Raw genomic sequence first — 16,844 nt, 5'->3', positions numbered from 1 at the left:
TCCGAGACTTTTATTTATATTGCGATGATACGTATTATGCTTCGACGACTCGCATGAGTTTTTACTTTCTTGGACTTTTAAAACATCCTCTAAGGAAGTCAGATAAAACTGAACTTCACGAGTTATTTTGTAACCAAGAAAGTGTAAATATAAACGAGGTTTAGTTAACCTTACAGGAATTACGAACAAAAAGATCCCCGACTTCTTCAAGAAGTCGGGGATTTTAAGCTGTCGAAATGAGAATGAATATGTGTTGAAGAATTAATTGAATTGCTGGTTTTCGGAAGTACTGAGGAATTTTTCCTAGCGAATAGTCCATCAATTTGGAGAACACCTAGCACAAAAATCAGGACTGAATTTGCAGTATTGGCTACCTGTCAATTGGTAAGCTGTACAATAAGGAAAACTTGTAAGTTCAATTTTGGCTGCTTGTAATTTGGAACTATTCGCCAACGCTTCAGTAAGTTTGGTTTTATCATCCAAAAGGATAGCTAAAAGCTTAGGTAACACCATGCAAGCAGCAATATTGAGCAACGTTAGCATTATGGCATCGATAAAATTCATAGGTAATCATCTCCTGTGAAACATAGGCGATCACTGTTCTTTGATGCAAACACAATCATTGCTTGCACTCTATGTAAATTAACTTTAACATAAATTTTTGTAAATATAAACGTGGAATTCCTGGAATTATCATACACAGAAGGGAATGTGGATAATAAGGACGGTTATTGTAGCCTAATAACAAAATAAGCTGGAAAACGATCAGTTAAAAATATTTAGGTAAGGTTTATGTCAAAAACCCAAACCGCGTCTTCTTTTTTATCTAACATCAGTGAGCAAGAACGGCAGGCATTAAAGCGATTGGTAGATTACACAAATGTGGAATCGCTACCAGAAATTTGGCCTTTGGCAGCTCAACGATTTGGTGATATTGTCGCTCTCCGCAATCCTCACGCTAAACCAGAATTAGTGATTACTTATACCCAGATGGCAGAGCAAATGCAACTATTTGCTGCTGGCTTACAGGCGTTAGGAGTAAAGGTAGGCGATCGCATTTCCCTAATTGCTGACAATAGTCCTCGGTGGTTTATTGCTGATCAGGGCATAATGACTGCTGGAGGCGTTGATGCAGTGCGTAGTTCTCAAGCCGAAAAAGAAGAATTGCTGTTTATTATCACTAATAGCGGCAGTACAGCGATCGTCGTTGAGGATTTAAAAACATTTAAAAAACTACAAGACCGCCTCAAAGATTTACCAATTCAGGTGGTAATTTTACTTTCCGATGAAACACCACCAACAGACGAAACCCTAAAGGTACTCAACTTTTTGCAGTTGCTCGAAATTGGGAAAAGTTATAATGTTGTGCCAGTCAACCAAAATCGTGACGCTCTGGCAACCTTAATTTATACTTCTGGTACTACAGGTAAACCCAAGGGTGTAATGCTGTCTTATAGTAACTTGATGCACCAAGTAACAACATTTGGGACAGTATTGCAACCAAACGCTGGCGATATTGTTCTCAGTATCCTACCTTCGTGGCACAGCTACGAACGAACCGTTGAATATTACCTACTATCTCAAGGTTGCACCCAAGTTTATACTAATTTGCGCTCTGTAAAAGGGGATTTGAGACAATTTAAACCCAATTACATGGTGGGTGTACCCCGCCTGTGGGAATCAATTTATGAAGGAGTGCAAAAGCAGTTCCGCGAACAACCAGCGAATAAGCAACGCCTAGTTAACTTTTTATTGGGCATTAGCGACAAATATATCAAAGCGCAGCGAACTGCTCAGGGATTGGATATAAATAATCTTCATGCTTCAGCCGTCGAACGATTAGCAGCTAAGATTCAAGCATCAGCTTTATTACCCTTCCATGCATTGGGAGAACGACTGGTTTACGCCAAAGTTCGAGAAGCCACAGGAGGACAAGTTAAGCAGATGATTAGCGGTGGTGGTGCGCTTCCCAGACATATAGATAATTTCTTTGAAATTATTGGTGTGCAGATTTTGCAAGGCTATGGCTTGACAGAAACTTCTCCTGTTACCCATGTACGGCGTCCTTGGCGAAATTTGATTGGTGCAGCAGGGCTACCACTCCCTGCAACCGAGGCTAAAATTGTAGATCCTGAGACAAAAGCGCCTCTACCAATAGAGAAGCGAGGCTTGCTATTGTTGAGGGGCCCGCAGATTATGCAAGGCTATTACCAAAATCCCGAAGCGACAGCGAAAGCAATTGACGCTGAAGGTTGGTTTGATAGCGGCGATTTGGGTTGGCTGACACCACAAGACGACTTAGTGCTAACTGGCAGGTCTAAGGATACGATTGTATTGACGAACGGGGAAAACATCGAGCCACAGCCGATCGAAGATGCGTGTTTGCGATCGCCATACATCGATCAAATTATGCTCATCGGCCAAGATCGGCGTAGCCTGGGAGCCTTAATTATCCCCAATGTCGAAGCCTTAGAAAAATGGGCAGCAAGTCAGAATCTGACGCTGGATGCGCCCAACGATCAAGAAATTTCCTCAGATAGTCAAAAAATTGACTTCGAGAGTAGAATGATCCAGGATTTATTTCGCCAAGAATTAAATCGGGAAGTCCAAAATCGTCCAGGCTATCGACCGGATGACCGCATCGGAACGTTTAAACTCATCCTGGAACCGTTTTCCATTGAAAATGGCTTGATGACACAAACACTAAAAGTTCGCCGACACATCGTCACGGAACGCTATCGCGATATTATTGACGGCATGTTTGCCTGATCATTCCACCTGCTAACTGTAAAGAGTGAACGTGAAATATTTATGGATGTCTCCAAATCTAATTTGCTTCTCAAACGCGTCGTCAACGTCAAAGTTATTGTGACTCCCCTCTGGAAAGAGGAAGTACAACAGCAGCTGCAAACCCAAATCAATCAACTTGACCAGCAACTGCAACAGCTAGACGTTGAAGGACAAAGAGCGATCGCGGCAATTCAAAAGCAGAGTCTGCAACCACCTGGCCCGCAGACCCTCCAACAAATTGACAATATCCAACTCCAAGTCAATCAAAAGAAAAGTGAATTTTTGGAGCAAAAAAACCAGTTGCTGCAAAACCTCCAGCAAGTACAGTTTCTCCAGCAAGATCAGGAAGTTAACCAATTTCAAATGGAAGGCTTTTTCCGGGTAGAAACTGGTGATAACCTGATTAGCAAAATGCAAGTCGAAATCGTTCTACGCGATGGCGTTGTCGAAGAAATTCGCGGCGACATTTAAATTTTTCACTTGTCCGTTGTCATTAGTCATTAGTCATTTGTTTTGTTACCAATGACCAATGACTAATGACAGATGTGATTTAACTTAGTGTAACGGCTCCCAGCCCAACATTCTGCCTGGGAGCCAGCCCAAACAATTTGCCACACTGGAGGTGAGCTAATAAAAAGCGATCGCCCAAAGGTTGTCATCTCAGCTCGATATTTAACTGTCCCAACTGAATTATTACCCCGCTTGATTTGCGTAATTGTCACTAACGCCTGATTTGGTTGCGGATAAACTACATCTATTTTTCGCGTTCCTCCCGCTGCTATATCCTCAAAGGCATTCAGGGCAAGGGTAGTAGGATTACTGCCTTGGAGAGATGAGTTAAGTTTTTCTAAAGGTATAGTTTGATAATCAGAACGCTCTGAGAATACTGCAACTTCCTGAGACTGATGTATTGCTCCCATCTGCTGAGTTCGCTCATCACTAGTCTCGACAATCGGTGCAGATTGCTGGTGCTGAATAATATAAACTCCAGCACCAGCCGTGGCAGAGATACTTGATATCACAATCAAAAAGAATTTCAGCTTTGCCGACATAAAAATAAACAGGAATTTCAAATAGGTTTATTACCAGTTTTGAATTCTAGATTGAACTACATCCTATATCCTCTATCCGTGAGAAGCTCTTGTATCTTAAATAGTGGTTATGAGGAATATTAAATAGCAATCCTATTTAATCTGTGAGAAATTCGTGGTGGTTTTTGCAAGTCAATGACTAAAACGAGATCGAGATATTGGCTAACCATAGAGGATAGCTCTGTATTATAGACCTTTAAGCTATATTTAGGTTCCTAGAGTCATCAGCGAATAACCAATGCCCCATGCCCAATGCCCAATCCCCAACCTAAAATATAAACAGTCTAAAACTCTCCCATCAAGATACAATTCGATCTGACAAAAGCTGTTAAAGTCCATAAACCATTGATTTCCAAACCACCCTATGAGCATTCACGAAGTATTTATGCCGGCGCTGAGTTCCACCATGACGGAAGGCAAAATCGTCTCTTGGGTGAAATCACCAGGGGACAAAGTGGAAAAAGGCGAAACAGTGGTGGTTGTAGAGTCAGATAAGGCAGATATGGATGTAGAAACCTTCTATGAGGGATTTCTTGCCCATATCATAGTTGAAGCTGGTGAAACTGCCCCAGTAGGATCTGCGATCGCATTCATTGCCGAAACGGAAGCTGAAATTGAAACTGCCAAATCTCAGGCTAATTCCAGCGGCGCAGCTACTACTACCTCTTCCCCTGAACCAGTTACTGCCACTGCCTCAGTCGCCACACCTGCCTTAGCGTCTCAAAACGGTTCTAACCACAAAGAAGGAAGGCTTGTAGTTTCACCCCGTGCGCGCAAGTTAGCCAAAGAACTCAAAGTTGATTTAACTACACTCCAAGGCAGTGGCCCCCACGGGCGCATTGTCGCTGAAGATGTAGAAGCATTGTCTAATAAAGGCAAACAACCCACCCCTGCCCCAGTTGCCCCACCAGCACCCGTACCAACCAGCGCCCCAGTTGCACCCCCAGCACCTCGGACACCAACACCTACACCAGTGGTAGCGGCTGTTCCTGGTCAAACCGTGCCTCTAACTACCTTCCAAAATGCTGTCGTGCGGAACATGGTAGCCACTATATCCGTGCCCGTCTTCCGTGTCGGTTATACAATTACCACCGATGGATTAGACAAACTTTATAAACAAATTAAATCTAAAGGCGTGACAATGACAGCGCTACTGGTGAAAGCTGTAGCGGTGACATTGCAAAAACATCCATTGTTAAATGCTAGCTACTCAGACCAGGGTATTGTTTATCATTCTGATATCAACATTTCTGTAGCAGTAGCGATGGATGATGGCGGATTGATTACACCTGTCCTGCAAAATGCAGACACAGTGGATATATATTCTCTATCACGTACTTGGAAGTCTTTGGTAGAACGTGCGAGGGCAAAACAACTACAACCCCAAGAATACAACAGCGGTACATTTACCTTGTCAAATTTGGGGATGTTTGGCGTAGATAAATTTGATGCAATTTTGCCGCCTGGACAAGGTTCAATTTTAGCGATCGGGGCATCCCGTCCGCAAGTGGTAGCAACACCCGATGGTTTATTTGGCGTGCGCCAACAAATGCAAGTAAATATTACTTCAGATCACCGAATTATTTATGGTGCACATGCTGCGGCGTTCTTGCAAGATTTGGCAAAATTGATTGAGACAAATCCTCAATCTTTGACACTGTAGTTTTGAAAAGACACAAAATTTAAACGTTAGCGCTATCAGCGAGCAGCAGTTTATCGTAGAGTAGCGCTAACAATAAACAATACGTAGACTTAAATTTTTGATGGACAAACTATGTAGCGATATCACATCTTTACATAAGTTTATGTCCAAACTAATATCAAAGTGACATACGACAACACTCTTAAATATCTGGTTGAGCAGTATCCAAAAAATTTTATCCACTATTTACTTGCATCTGAGGTAACGGATATCCAGATTCTCAAAACAGAATTAAATCAAGAACCAATTCGTGCCGACTCAGTAACCTTTTTGCAAACTGCCAATCAAATACTGCATTTGGAGTTTCAAACCTTACTAGCATCGACTCCACCCTTGCCACTACGGATGCTGGACTTTGCTTTGAGCAAATACCGAGTCAAAGAACTTTCTAGGCGCAATTTATCTTGCTATTGTTATCTGGCTTAATTGATGACACGCCCTAACTGACGACTACGCCCGTATGCTAATGCTACAACTAAACCAATCACAGCCAGTAAAGTCAAAACGGTGTGCAAATGACCTTGTTGCAAGCTAAATCCTAACCATCCCCAAGAAAGCAAGGAAATAATTTCGAGTAAACTTAACCATACATCGAGTTTACTATTTTTCCGTCGTCGAAACAATTCTGTAAACTTTACAGGGCGAGAATTCCATAGACTGAGAGTTGCTGCACAAGTAGTACCAGCGAAAAAAACCACCATCGGTATAAACCACGGTTTACCGTTGACTATCAAAACAATAAACAGTGGTGATATGAATAACCAGATAGGAATTAATGCCGCTAACAACTTCAATTGATGCAGCTTTGAACTATTTACTGGTGAAGATTTGAGCAAATCTGGTGCTTCTTCCCCAGAAACGCAAATTTGCACTAAATTTGATGTCAAAGCTTCTGCCAACACTAAACTCATCCCTAAAATACCACCATTATTATGTTGTCGGAATATACTCCAAAATGCGAATGTGAGGAGAAATATTTGCAGAAATAGGCGTGAAATTAAATAAGGATTGCGCCGCATAATCCGCCATTCTTTTAGTAAAGCAACACGATTAAAACCACCAACAAGGCGAGTTGCTTGGGTTGGACGCAGTTGACGGTGTTCACTTGTAATTTGCTGCTGTATACCTGCAATAAAATAACGATGTAAAACTTCCACCGTTAACCACGTCAAACTGATACTAATTAACAACACTAACACTACTGACACCGGATCAAAGAAAATAGCCCTTGCAGGAAACCAGACCCAACTATCTGCACTCAAAAAGTTTCCTTTCGCTAACCAATGTTCTAACTGAAACCAAATTGATGCCGTGTTTCCATCCGTTTTTTTCAGGAGATTAGGTAACTGAGAACTCAAATATATAGTGATGATAAATAAAACTGTAAGAACTTGAGCAAAAGTCCGCGTCCGTTTTGCACCTATAACACGAACTAGCGCTAAAACAAATAACATTGCTAAACTTGTAGCGCTTAAGCTAAGACCAATCAAAGCCGGGTAAAGCCCTAAAAGTTGAGGAATACCAAGTAATAAAGCGATTAAACTTATAGGAATTACAAATAAACAACCACTGAAAAAAGTTTTCAAGGCAATTCTTAACACTTGACTCGCAAAAATCACTTGACTCGAAATTGGTGATGACACGAGTAAATCTAAATCCCCGCGTTCAAATAACGCCATCAAGCTACTTCTCATCGCTTGGATAAAGCTATAATAAAATCCGAACAACCAGACTACTACCGCTATCCAAATAGCAGAATCTGGTATGGTATGAAATGATATCGCACCTCGAATATTACCAGACGTAACCCATAACAAAGTTAAATAAAGAATACTAGCCAAAAGTGTAAAAATACTGAAAACAAATATTGCTACATATCTAACAGTATTTTCACGCCACCACAGACTTAATTCGTAGCCTAAAAGCCAAGGTAATGTCCCTACTTTCATTTTGCACCTTCAACATTATTATCTTGAGTTAATTCTAAAAAGACCCTCTCCAAACTACCGCCTGCTTCACCACTTTGAGTTCTAAGTTCATCTAAAGTACCTTCGGCAACTAAATACCCATGATTAATAATCCCAATTCGCTGCGCCATACGCTCGGCAATTTCCATAATATGAGTAGTTAAAATTACCACACCACCTTGGTTTACAAACTCGGTGAGCATATTTTTGACTAAGCGGGCTGCGGCTGCATCTAATCCTGTTAGCGGTTCATCTAAGATAATAATTCTCGGCTGATGAATTAATGCCCCTGCTAAAGCAAGTTTTTGCCTCATCCCTCGCGAAAAAGTTTCACTAAAATCTCCTCTGTTATCCCACAAGTTTAATTGTTTAAGGAGTTCTTCGGCAGAAGATTGAGCTTTAGAAGGAGGAATTCCCCAAAGTCCGGCGATAAACTCTAAATACTCTATCGGACGTAACTTGTTGTAGAGTAGAGGTTCTTCAGGTAGGTATGCTAAAAGTTGCTTTGCTTTTTGAGGCGATCGCCGGATACTATGTCCTAAGATCATAATATCCCCGTTATCTGGTCGTAGTAACCCTGCAATCATTCGTAGAGTAGTAGTTTTTCCTGCACCGTTGGGACCTAAAAGAGCATAAAATGAACCTTCTGCAATCTGCAAGCTGAGATTGTTTACAGCTTGGTGAGAACCATAATACTTGCTAAGTTGGGAAAGTTGAAGTGCGATTTTCATATGTTGTGATTATGCTTAATTCAAATGAAGCAGAACGTTTTATTGAGGATATTATGCTAGCGATTGCCTAAGAATATCAATGCCCAGAAGTATTTCCAGAAGATAAAGGTATTATAGAGTTGGTGGATGTTACCGCCTATACAGGAATGTATACAATTGGCATATTTCTGGCGTGATTTCATGACGAAGAATTTCTTCAACAACACGCTCAATTTATACTGATGGCGTCCCTAATCTCATGAAGATAATCATTGCTTTGAATCTTCTAAAAATATTGCAATCATTTGTTTAGTTAGAGTTTTTAAGTTTGAGAATGTTGTTTATCGAACCCTCAAATATCAATCAGTCTAGTTTTTTAGTTTTATGCAAGATACTATAAACAAACTTTATATACCACATTCTGCACTTCAAAACCTCATACTTAATGCTTCAATAAATTTTATAAAGAAAACTTATTTTGTTAAGTATTAAAATTAAAACTTATATTTGCTAGGCTTTTAGCGTTTAAAAAATAAAAAAGTGGGCGTTGCCCACTCTACATAAATTTAGCCCTTAACACAAAGAACTTGCTTAAGTGTTGCTACAACCTCAACCAAATCTGCCTGATTTTCCATCACTTGTTCTATCGGTTTATAAGCACCAGGAATCTCATCTAACACACCCTCATCTTTGCGGCATTCTACACCATTTGTTTGCTCTATCAAATCATCAAGTGTGTAAACATTTTTGGCCTTATTTCTAGACAACAAACGCCCTGCACCATGAGAACAAGAACAAAAGCTATGGGCATTACCTTTACCCTTAATGATGAAAGACTTTGCCCCCATCGAACCAGGAATAATCCCATAATCTTCAGTTTGGGCACGGACTGCACCTTTACGAGTAACGTATACATCCTCGTCAAAATGCACTTCTTTTTCGGCGTAATTGTGATGACAATTAACCTGCAATAAAGGTTTAGTTGCTTTTCCACCGGCTAAATGCTTCTCAACTATATGTTTAAAACGCGCCATCATCACATCGCGGTTGACACGCGCATAGTTTTGTGACCATTGCAAATCGTGCCAGTATGCTTGGAATTCTGGTGTATCAGCGACAAAATGAGCTAAATCAGGGTCAGGCAATTTATTACCTGCCATCTTTGCTAATTCTCTGGCTGTGTGAATATGACACTGGGCAAGTTTATTACCGATGTTACGCGAACCAGAATGCAGCATTAGCCAAACTTGATTCTCTGTATCGAGGCACACCTCAATAAAGTGGTTTCCTCCACCGAGAGAACCCATCTGTTTCATTGCTTTAGTTTGTAGGTCTTGCACACCACGATGCAAGTCTTTAAAATCATCCCAGTGTTGCCAGTTACTGACAGATTTTTCAATGTCTTTATTTTCGTTGAATCCAGTCGGAATTGCTGCTTCAATATCAAGGCGGATTTTCTTAAGTTTACCTTCTAGTTGTTCGGCAGTAAATGCTGTTTTAATAGCGCTCATCCCACAACCAATATCCACGCCGACAGCAGCAGGGATAATTGCCTCTTTGGTCGCAATTACAGAACCCACTAAAGCACCTTTTCCTAAATGAACATCTGGCATCAAAGCTACGTGCTTAAATACAAATGGTAATGATGCTACATTCTTGGCCATCTTGGTTTCTTCTGGCCCCAAAGAGTGATTTGCCCAAGATAAGACGGGTGCTGGTGTGGTAATTTCTAACTTTTCGTAGGGCATAATCGTTTCTATTTTAGATTTTAAATTTTAGATTTTGGTGAGGCAGTGCGGTCTTCTCCCTTGGCTATAGGGCAGCGTAAAGCCTTCTCTTCTCCTTCTTTTGTCAAAGACTCTAACGCGAACACGAGGCTTGTCTGCGACACACTGCGTGTAGCTTGCTTCTTTGTAGAAGGCATAGCGTCTCGTAGAGAACGTCTGGGGTTTCCCTGATGAGCAACTGCCGTTAGCGCAGCGCTAGCGACAAAGGAACGTCACTTGCAAGGATTAAATATAGGGCACTAATAATTATCGCTATAGTTTATAACCCACTACTTAGTTAGTTGTAGCAATTTAAATGTTGTATTGTCTTTCATTTGGCTCTCTCAATTTTCGTGAAGCTGAAGAACTCCTTATAGGAGTAATTTGTATATTACAATTGTAATACACAAATTACAAAAATCAAGCCTACACCATACAGAGAAAGCAGATAATTGCCAGATGTATTAAAATTTGTAAAGAAAATCAGTTTGTTTAAATAGCTTCTTAAAGTTCTGACACAATATGGCAGTGCGTCAAGATACAATCTGGGAACGTTTTTTATCACCCGTAGTGCGTCTTTTGATTGATGAAGATGGATTACGGCGTTACGCTGATAGTATTAATTGGGAGAAAGAGTGCGATCGCTATCGACGAGATGATGTCATAATTCCGTGGTACTACAGTAATCAAAACTTTCACGGTATTACTGGCGGATATCTGACTTACAATGCAGCAGTTACTTACGATCCGATTACTCAATACGTTATACCGCCTAATGAAAGTATTGTTCGTCAAGCTTTAGTTGATGCCATCAAGGTAAAACCACGACGCATACTCGATTTAGGCTGTGGCACAGGTTCCACTACTTTAATGTTAAAACAGGCTTTCCCGGAAGCGGAAGTTATAGGTTTGGACTTATCACCATATATGTTGGTAAGGGCAGAAGATAAAGCTAGAAATGCTGATTTAGATATAGTATGGCGACATGGAAATGCTGAAAAAACGGGTTTGAAAGATGCAACATTTGACTTAGTAACAGCTTCCTTGTTATTCCACGAAACACCAGATGCGGCGTCTTTAGCAATTCTAAAAGAAAGCTTCCGGTTGCTGGTAACTGGAGGTCAAGTGTTAATTTTAGATGGGAATCAGAAGACTCTGCGTCAGTTAGAATGGCTTAATGATGTTTTTGAGGAGCCATATATTCGTGAGTATGCTGCTGGTAGCGTAGAGGCGAATATGGGTGCAGCCGGATTTGAAGCGGTACGATCGCAGGATGTATGGTGGATAAATCAGGTAACTAGCGGCATTAAACCAATAGTAACCAAAAATGTCCGTCAGTATACTGCCACATCAGTAGATAATAATGATTTGGAGGGACTTGGTTCTCCAGCGTTTGGCATAATGGCATGAGTTTAAAGGCAGTTCTCTTTGATTTTAATGGCGTGATCATTAACGATGAGCCAATCCACCTGCAACTGATCGATGAGATTCTCATGGAAGAAAATCTCCAACCCCAAAGGGTGAGTGAGCGTCAAGCTTCTCTAGGACGCAGCGATCGCGCTTGTTTTGGGCAACTACTCGCTAATCGTGGTAGAGTAGGCAATGAAAAATATTTAACTCAGTTGCTGTACCGGAAAGCCCAAGCGTATGTGGTCGAACTAGAGAAAATAGAGAGACTGCCTTTATATCCAGGTGTGGAAGACTTAATATTTCAGGTGCGATCGCGGAATCTAAAATTAGGATTAGTCAGTGGCGCTTTTCGCAAAGAAATAGAATTAGTGCTCCAGCGAGCTAAACTAGCCGAACATTTTAAAATTATCGTCGCGGGTGATGACATTACCACCAGTAAACCAGAACCCGACGGTTATCTACTGGCAGTAAAACGTCTGAATCAAGAATATCCCGAATTGAATCTTCAACCACAAGAGTGTCTGGCAATAGAAGATACTCCAGCAGGTATCGAAGCAGCAAAGCGATCGCAGATGCAAGTAGTTGGCGTCGCAAATACTTACCCATTCCACATGCTCCAGCGCTGCTGTAACTGGACTGTTGATTATCTGAGTGATTTGGAACTCGAACGGGTGCAAAAAGTTTATTCCCAAAAACAGCCTCAACCATCGGTAACTGAATGTTAGAATAATCTATGGTGATAATGTCTGAAATTAATGAGTCATAGTACTCTTGACTTAGCACCGATTAAGGGGAATTAGCTCAGTTGGTAGAGTGCTGCGATCGCACCGCAGAGGTCATCGGTTCGAATCCGTTATTCTCCATATTTATAAACTGAAAGTTGCGCCGTTTTTTGCCAACCACTCTTTTCTATCCACGCAGTCAGGTAAAATTCGCTCTACCCTGTCCCAAAAGTCTCTATTGTGGTTGGGTTGAACTAAGTGAACCATTTCATGCACTACCAGATATTCAATCATGGAACTAGGAAGCAAAGCAACCCGCCAGTGGAAATAAATATCACCTTTTGGATTACATGAACCCCAACGATTACCGAGTTCACGGACTTGCATCGAAGTCGGTGCTTTGCCGATTCTGTTAGTAAAAGATGTAATAATTGATTCTAAATGCTGTTGAATATGACCGCGATACCATTGAATAAATAAATCTCGACCTTGGTCTTGATGCGATCGCAAAAGTTCAAAGCGTCCTTGGTAAAGTCTCAGGGGGTTGTCTGCGCTGTTTACTAATTTGAGGCGATAGCTGCGTCCTAAATAGTGGAAGCCTTCGCCTGGTAAATAAGTTTTTTGTGCAGATGGCGGTTTGATAGCTGCTTTTTTGAGGAGTTTGCTGTAAATCCAGAAGCGGCGTTGTTCGATAATTTGTCCTAGTTTTTCTACTGGGACTTGAGGTGGTGTTGTGATGATTAGTTGACCGTCGCGTTCTATGGTAATTTCAACTGTGCGACGACGGGGACTTTCGCGCAGTTCAAAAGAAAGTTCTCCAACATTAATGGTTTTCATCTGCTTCGATTTGCATCGTGTCGTTCGGCTAATTGGGTGATTTGGTCTGCTAAACCATCCAGTTTACTATCTGGGAAGACATTTAAATCTTCTAATTTCAGCCAGATATTTTTGCAGAGGTTTTCTCTGGCTACCAAATCGTTCCAGAAGCCGATTACATAACTTTGGTTGTAGATAAAGTCTACCAGTTCGGTGGTAAAGATTTGTAGTTGGGTGGCAATTTCGGGTGTTGATGACTCCAGCGTATCGATGAGAGCATTGAAGAATGGGCGAATTTGGGCTGATGGTTGATTTTCGCTGACTTCGGTTTGTTCGGCTCGAACTTTTTGCGCTAGGTTTAAAAATTCTGTAGCGATCGCATTCCAATCTGCACCCAAACGTTGTAAAATTTCTTCTAGTTTGTCGCTGAGATTGCGATAATAAACTGGGTCATCGTCTAGGTGGGTGCGGATGTGGTAACGGATAGCGTGTTCCATTTCGGCCGCACGAGTTTGGACAGAATGTCTTTGTTGTACCCGTTGTTCAAAGTCTAGGTCAAGGATATTTACTAGTGAGACTTTCAGGTTAATCCCCTGAGATTGAATGTGTTGGTCTATCAGCGCTTGAACTTTTTCTTTAGCATCTTCTGGGTGTTCATCTCGGAAAATATCATCGACTAATTTCTTTAATTCTCCCAATTTTTTCGCGTCCTTCAGGTAGCGCAAAGCTTGGGGACGAGGTAAAAAGGCATCCATTGCTTGCAGAAACTCCCGCAGAAGTTGATAAAATTCTGCACGCGATTGCTCATCATGATTTAGGATATTTACACAAGCTTCTTGGTCATCGTAAATATTTAAGTTGCGTTCTTGCCAAAAGTTGATTACCCGTTGATAAGCTCGGTCTAGTTTGGGTAGTTCTTCTTGGATATCAAACCAAGCACCAGCGACATCTTCTTGGTCGTAGACACTCATCGCGGCGGCGATGTCGATACCGTAATAGTCTACAATTAAACCGTAGTCTTTACCTTCGGCGGTGCGGTTGGTACGAGCGATCGCTTGTAATAAATCATGTTCTACTAAGCTGCGGTCTACATATAGGACTTGTTCTAAAGGTGCGTCGAAGCCCACTAAGAGTTTATTATTCACAATTAAAAAAGCTAAACCATCTTCATCTAAGTTTTTCCAGAAACGGTTTTTGTAGGTGGTATGGTTATTTTCATCCGTCCATTGTTTCCAGGCTTGGGGGTCTTTTTTGCTGTCGGCGGAGATAATCGCCGCAAATTCTAAACGTTTGATGGTATCGAGGTAAGGATAAGCTTGTACGAGGGTGCGGTATTCGGGAGGTGCTGATTCTAATTTCAGACTTTGCAGAATAATGGCTTTTGATTCTAATTCTTGAATCAGTTCCTCTTTGGCTGCGGTAAGATATTGCTGGTACAAAACGCAAGCATCGCGATCGCTTGCTGCTACCTGAGCTTTAAATTTACCCTGCATGATCCGGGTGACATAGTGCCGTAAGATATGTCTAGCCTTGTCCTTCATCAGTTCTTTGGAGTTGAGGACGTTTTTCTTACCAACGTATTTGGATTTAATTGCTGCCCGTTCTTCTGCGGTATAGTCTTGAAATAGCACCTCAAAAAGTTGGTCTAGGGTGTTGGCTCCTTTGACTGCTCCCATTGTTTCTAGCCCTTCGTAGAAAATGGGAACGGTGACATTATCTTTTTGGGAATCGCGGATACTGTAGATATCAATATAAGAATTTTCGTCATGAGCAAAGATTTCTTTTGTTTTCTTTTTCTTTGCGGAGATGATGGGAGTTCCTGTAAAACCAATTTTGGCGCAATTAGGTAGAGCTGCTGATAAATACCCGTGGAGAGTTTTATTATGAGAGCGGTGTGCTTCGTCGATTAACAGTAAAATATCCTTGGAGGAATTAAGAGCATACTTGAGTTGATCGATATCAGCGTATTCTTCCGCCCCATTAATTTTGTTAAATTTCTGAACCATTCCAAAAACAATACCCGGCCCTGTTTGTCGCAGTTTCTTCGCTAAATCTTTGATACTTGTTGCTACTTGCAGAGTTTGACCGGAAAGGGTTGCTGTTTGTTGAAGTTGGTCTTCTAAATCTGTGCGATCGGTAACGATGACAGCTTTAAACTGTTGAAGTTGGGGAATTGTCCGCAGTTTGCGGAGGATAAACACCATATCCAAGCTTTTACCAGAGCCTTGGTAGTGCCAGATAATACCGCCGCGCTGGTCTTGGCTACCGTGTTGTGTTTTGGTTTTACCGTGTAGCAAGCGGTCAACGGCTTTGAATACGCCACGAAATTGTTGATAGCGCGGGACTATTTTGATGCGACGGTTGTGTTTGGTTGTGAACAGAGTGTAGTGGCGCAGGATATCCAGCAAGTTGGCGGGGTGAAGCATTCCGGCGATGAGTTGCTGGCGGCGGTTAAGTTTGGATGGGTCAATTAAATCTTCTAACTTTTCGCCGCTTTTGACTGCTGTTATCTCACCTTCGTTAGTAGGGGAAGATTCAGGTAATAAGTAATTGGATGCACTTGAGATTAATTCTTCTTCGGGAAGGGTAGGGTTTGTGATGTCTAAAACCTGGGTGATTAAGTTGGAATCAAAAGGGCTGGTGTCTTTCCATTCGAGATAATGCTTGGGTTGACTTCCCACCGTACCCACAACAGCCCGCCCGGAGGTGCAGGAAATCATCAGTTGGTTGTAGTGAAAAAGGCGCTCAATTCCTTCTGGTTGCAGGCTGTGGCGTTGGTTGGAGTATTTTAGCAAGTCTTGAATCCCAGATTTGAGCATATCTGCACCTGGGGCTTTGCATTCGATGACGACGAGGGGGATACCGTTGACAAACAAAATGATATCGGGGCGGTAGTGACCTTTGGGGCCTTTTACTCCCGGTGGGTCGATGCGGAATTGGCTGATGGCGAGGAAGTCGTTACGTTCGGGGTGGTCGAAGTCTATCAGGTTGATGGTAATTTGTTTTCCTGTGAGTCCTTCAACTTTCACGCCTGTGAGGAGGAGTTTTGTCAGGGTTTCGTTTTTCTCCATCAGTTTACCGGGGCTGAGGTTTTGCAGTTGGCTGATGGCTTGGTTGATGCGGCGTTGGTCTAGCCAGGGTTGTCTGTTGTCGTCGAGGTTGATTTCTCTGAGTTGGCGCTGGAGTCGGGGAATTAGGAGAACTTCGTGGTAATCGTCCCGTTGTTCGGGGGTTGTAGCGAAGGGGTTTGCTTCGATGTGTTCCCAGCCTAAACCGCCGGGAAGTTGTCGCATTTTTTGGAGTTGTTCTATTGTGGGTAGTTCTGTATATGTATATTCAAGTCCCGTCATTTTGCGCCCCCTGTGGCGGAAATTCTACATCTTCGTACAGCAGTGCGATAGGAAATTTAAACTCTATGCTAATTAACTCGATTTCGTCATCGGTGGTATAAGAAGTTAGTTCCCATTTGCTGCGTTCGTTGAGGCGGAATATTTCTACGCCAATGCTTTCGGAATTAATTAGTACGTATTCCTGCAAACTTTCTAGCCGGCGATATTGGGCAAATTTAGCACCTCGGTCGTAGGCTTCAGTTCCGGGAGAAAGAACTTCAACAATCAGTTTAGGGAATCGAATGACTTGAATCGCTTGTCTATCTTGGGCGTTGCAGGTTACAAGTACATCAGGATAGAAAAAGGAACCTTTTTCTGTAATTCCCACTTTGGCTTCAGTTCCTAAAACCCTGCAAGCACTTCCTCTAACATGGGATCTAAGTGCGGCGATGAGGTTAACAGCTATGGCGTTATGGGGAATTGTCCCGCCTGTCATGGCGTAAACTTCGCCATTTATATACTCGTGTTTAATCTCCTATCT

At 41.9% G+C, this 16,844-nt stretch carries 14 protein-coding genes, 1 tRNA gene and 1 pseudogene; 7 read left to right on the top strand and 9 right to left on the bottom strand.

Annotation, left to right across the window (positions count from 1 at the left end):
- Positions 1-318 precede the first annotated feature (318 nt).
- A complete protein-coding gene (locus V7K89_RS19185) occupies positions 319-564 on the bottom strand; it encodes a hypothetical protein (protein WP_335189828.1) in 246 nt (81 codons plus the stop codon).
- Between the two features lie 228 nt (positions 565-792).
- Between V7K89_RS19185 and V7K89_RS19180 the strand changes: the two genes are divergently transcribed.
- Positions 793-2,769 carry an AMP-dependent synthetase/ligase gene (locus V7K89_RS19180; protein ID WP_335189825.1) on the top strand — a complete coding sequence of 659 codons (1,977 nt, stop codon included), beginning with the start codon at positions 793-795 and terminating at the stop codon, positions 2,767-2,769.
- Positions 2,770-2,811: 42 nt separating this feature from the next.
- Positions 2,812-3,261, top strand: coding sequence for a YlqD family protein (locus tag V7K89_RS19175; RefSeq protein ID WP_069072569.1), 450 nt, complete (start codon positions 2,812-2,814; stop codon positions 3,259-3,261).
- A gap of 62 nt (positions 3,262-3,323) precedes the next feature.
- Here the strand turns inward: V7K89_RS19175 and V7K89_RS19170 are convergent, their stop codons facing one another.
- Positions 3,324-3,842, bottom strand: coding sequence for a hypothetical protein (locus tag V7K89_RS19170; RefSeq protein ID WP_335189823.1), 519 nt, complete (start codon positions 3,840-3,842; stop codon positions 3,324-3,326).
- Positions 3,843-4,245: 403 nt separating this feature from the next.
- Here V7K89_RS19170 and V7K89_RS19165 point away from each other — a divergent pair, with 403 nt between their 5' ends.
- Together V7K89_RS19165 and V7K89_RS19160 are read left to right on the top strand one after the other, a co-directional pair.
- Positions 4,246-5,544 carry a dihydrolipoamide acetyltransferase family protein gene (locus tag V7K89_RS19165; protein WP_335189821.1) on the top strand — a complete coding sequence of 433 codons (1,299 nt, stop codon included), beginning with the start codon at positions 4,246-4,248 and terminating at the stop codon, positions 5,542-5,544.
- A 162-nt stretch (positions 5,545-5,706) separates the two neighbouring features.
- Positions 5,707-5,946 (top strand): annotated as a pseudogene (locus V7K89_RS19160) (hypothetical protein); the annotation flags it as partial.
- A gap of 59 nt (positions 5,947-6,005) precedes the next feature.
- Here the strand turns inward: V7K89_RS19160 and V7K89_RS19155 are convergent.
- From V7K89_RS19155 to V7K89_RS19140, 4 genes are all read right to left on the bottom strand, one after another.
- Positions 6,006-7,532 (bottom strand): hypothetical protein, encoded by a 1,527-nt coding sequence (locus V7K89_RS19155; RefSeq protein WP_335189819.1) that lies wholly within the window; start codon positions 7,530-7,532, stop codon positions 6,006-6,008.
- Positions 7,529-8,281: an ABC transporter ATP-binding protein gene (locus V7K89_RS19150; protein ID WP_335189817.1), complete on the bottom strand. Its 753-nt coding sequence runs from the start codon at positions 8,279-8,281 to the stop codon at positions 7,529-7,531. Before V7K89_RS19150 ends, V7K89_RS19155 begins: the two co-directional genes overlap by 4 nt.
- A 545-nt stretch (positions 8,282-8,826) precedes the next feature.
- Complete coding sequence (locus tag V7K89_RS19145; protein WP_335189814.1) at positions 8,827-10,008, bottom strand: RtcB family protein; 1,182 nt, start codon at positions 10,006-10,008, stop codon at positions 8,827-8,829.
- A 20-nt stretch (positions 10,009-10,028) separates the two neighbouring features.
- A complete protein-coding gene (locus V7K89_RS19140) occupies positions 10,029-10,184 on the bottom strand; it encodes a hypothetical protein (protein WP_335189812.1) in 156 nt (51 codons plus the stop codon).
- Between the two features lie 364 nt (positions 10,185-10,548).
- On the opposite strand from V7K89_RS19140, the gene V7K89_RS19135 reads away from it, so the two are divergent.
- The 3 genes from V7K89_RS19135 to V7K89_RS19125 all read left to right on the top strand — a co-directional run bounded on the left by V7K89_RS19135 (position 10,549) and on the right by V7K89_RS19125 (position 12,299).
- Entirely contained in the window at positions 10,549-11,436 is an 888-nt protein-coding gene (locus V7K89_RS19135; RefSeq protein WP_335189810.1) for a class I SAM-dependent methyltransferase, read from the top strand.
- Positions 11,433-12,161, top strand: a complete 729-nt coding sequence (locus tag V7K89_RS19130) for an HAD family hydrolase (protein WP_335189808.1) — start codon at positions 11,433-11,435, stop codon at positions 12,159-12,161. Before V7K89_RS19135 ends, V7K89_RS19130 begins: the two co-directional genes overlap by 4 nt.
- Positions 12,162-12,226: 65 nt before the next feature.
- Positions 12,227-12,299, top strand: a tRNA-Ala gene (locus V7K89_RS19125).
- Between the two features lie 3 nt (positions 12,300-12,302).
- Here V7K89_RS19125 and V7K89_RS19120 read toward each other — a convergent pair.
- Genes V7K89_RS19120 through V7K89_RS19110 form a run of 3 tightly spaced genes read right to left on the bottom strand, consistent with a single transcriptional unit; the run spans position 12,303 to position 16,835 of the window.
- On the bottom strand, positions 12,303-12,995 hold the full coding sequence (locus V7K89_RS19120) for a M48 family metallopeptidase (protein ID WP_335189806.1): 693 nt from the start codon (positions 12,993-12,995) through the stop codon (positions 12,303-12,305).
- Complete coding sequence (locus V7K89_RS19115; RefSeq protein WP_335189804.1) at positions 12,992-16,324, bottom strand: type I restriction endonuclease subunit R; 3,333 nt, start codon at positions 16,322-16,324, stop codon at positions 12,992-12,994. Before V7K89_RS19115 ends, V7K89_RS19120 begins: the two co-directional genes overlap by 4 nt.
- Positions 16,311-16,835, bottom strand: a complete 525-nt coding sequence (locus tag V7K89_RS19110) for a Uma2 family endonuclease (RefSeq protein ID WP_335189831.1) — start codon at positions 16,833-16,835, stop codon at positions 16,311-16,313. Before V7K89_RS19110 ends, V7K89_RS19115 begins: the two co-directional genes overlap by 14 nt.
- Between the last annotated feature and the right edge of the window lie 9 nt (positions 16,836-16,844).

It is taken from the genome of Nostoc sp., from assembly GCF_036917515.1.
GTDB lineage: Bacteria > Cyanobacteriota > Cyanobacteriia > Cyanobacteriales > Nostocaceae > Nostoc.
This window is presented reverse-complemented; position numbering and strand designations above follow the sequence as displayed.

Coding starts and splice junctions, on each gene's coding strand:
- V7K89_RS19185 (WP_335189828.1), bottom strand. CDS start 564: ATGAATTTTATCGATGCCATAATGCTAACGTTGCTCAATATTGCTGCT.
- V7K89_RS19180 (WP_335189825.1), top strand. CDS start 793: ATGTCAAAAACCCAAACCGCGTCTTCTTTTTTATCTAACATCAGTGAG.
- V7K89_RS19175 (WP_069072569.1), top strand. CDS start 2,812: ATGGATGTCTCCAAATCTAATTTGCTTCTCAAACGCGTCGTCAACGTC.
- V7K89_RS19170 (WP_335189823.1), bottom strand. CDS start 3,842: ATGTCGGCAAAGCTGAAATTCTTTTTGATTGTGATATCAAGTATCTCT.
- V7K89_RS19165 (WP_335189821.1), top strand. CDS start 4,246: ATGAGCATTCACGAAGTATTTATGCCGGCGCTGAGTTCCACCATGACG.
- V7K89_RS19155 (WP_335189819.1), bottom strand. CDS start 7,532: ATGAAAGTAGGGACATTACCTTGGCTTTTAGGCTACGAATTAAGTCTG.
- V7K89_RS19150 (WP_335189817.1), bottom strand. CDS start 8,281: ATGAAAATCGCACTTCAACTTTCCCAACTTAGCAAGTATTATGGTTCT.
- V7K89_RS19145 (WP_335189814.1), bottom strand. CDS start 10,008: ATGCCCTACGAAAAGTTAGAAATTACCACACCAGCACCCGTCTTATCT.
- V7K89_RS19140 (WP_335189812.1), bottom strand. CDS start 10,184: ATGCCTTCTACAAAGAAGCAAGCTACACGCAGTGTGTCGCAGACAAGC.
- V7K89_RS19135 (WP_335189810.1), top strand. CDS start 10,549: ATGGCAGTGCGTCAAGATACAATCTGGGAACGTTTTTTATCACCCGTA.
- V7K89_RS19130 (WP_335189808.1), top strand. CDS start 11,433: ATGAGTTTAAAGGCAGTTCTCTTTGATTTTAATGGCGTGATCATTAAC.
- V7K89_RS19120 (WP_335189806.1), bottom strand. CDS start 12,995: ATGAAAACCATTAATGTTGGAGAACTTTCTTTTGAACTGCGCGAAAGT.
- V7K89_RS19115 (WP_335189804.1), bottom strand. CDS start 16,324: ATGACGGGACTTGAATATACATATACAGAACTACCCACAATAGAACAA.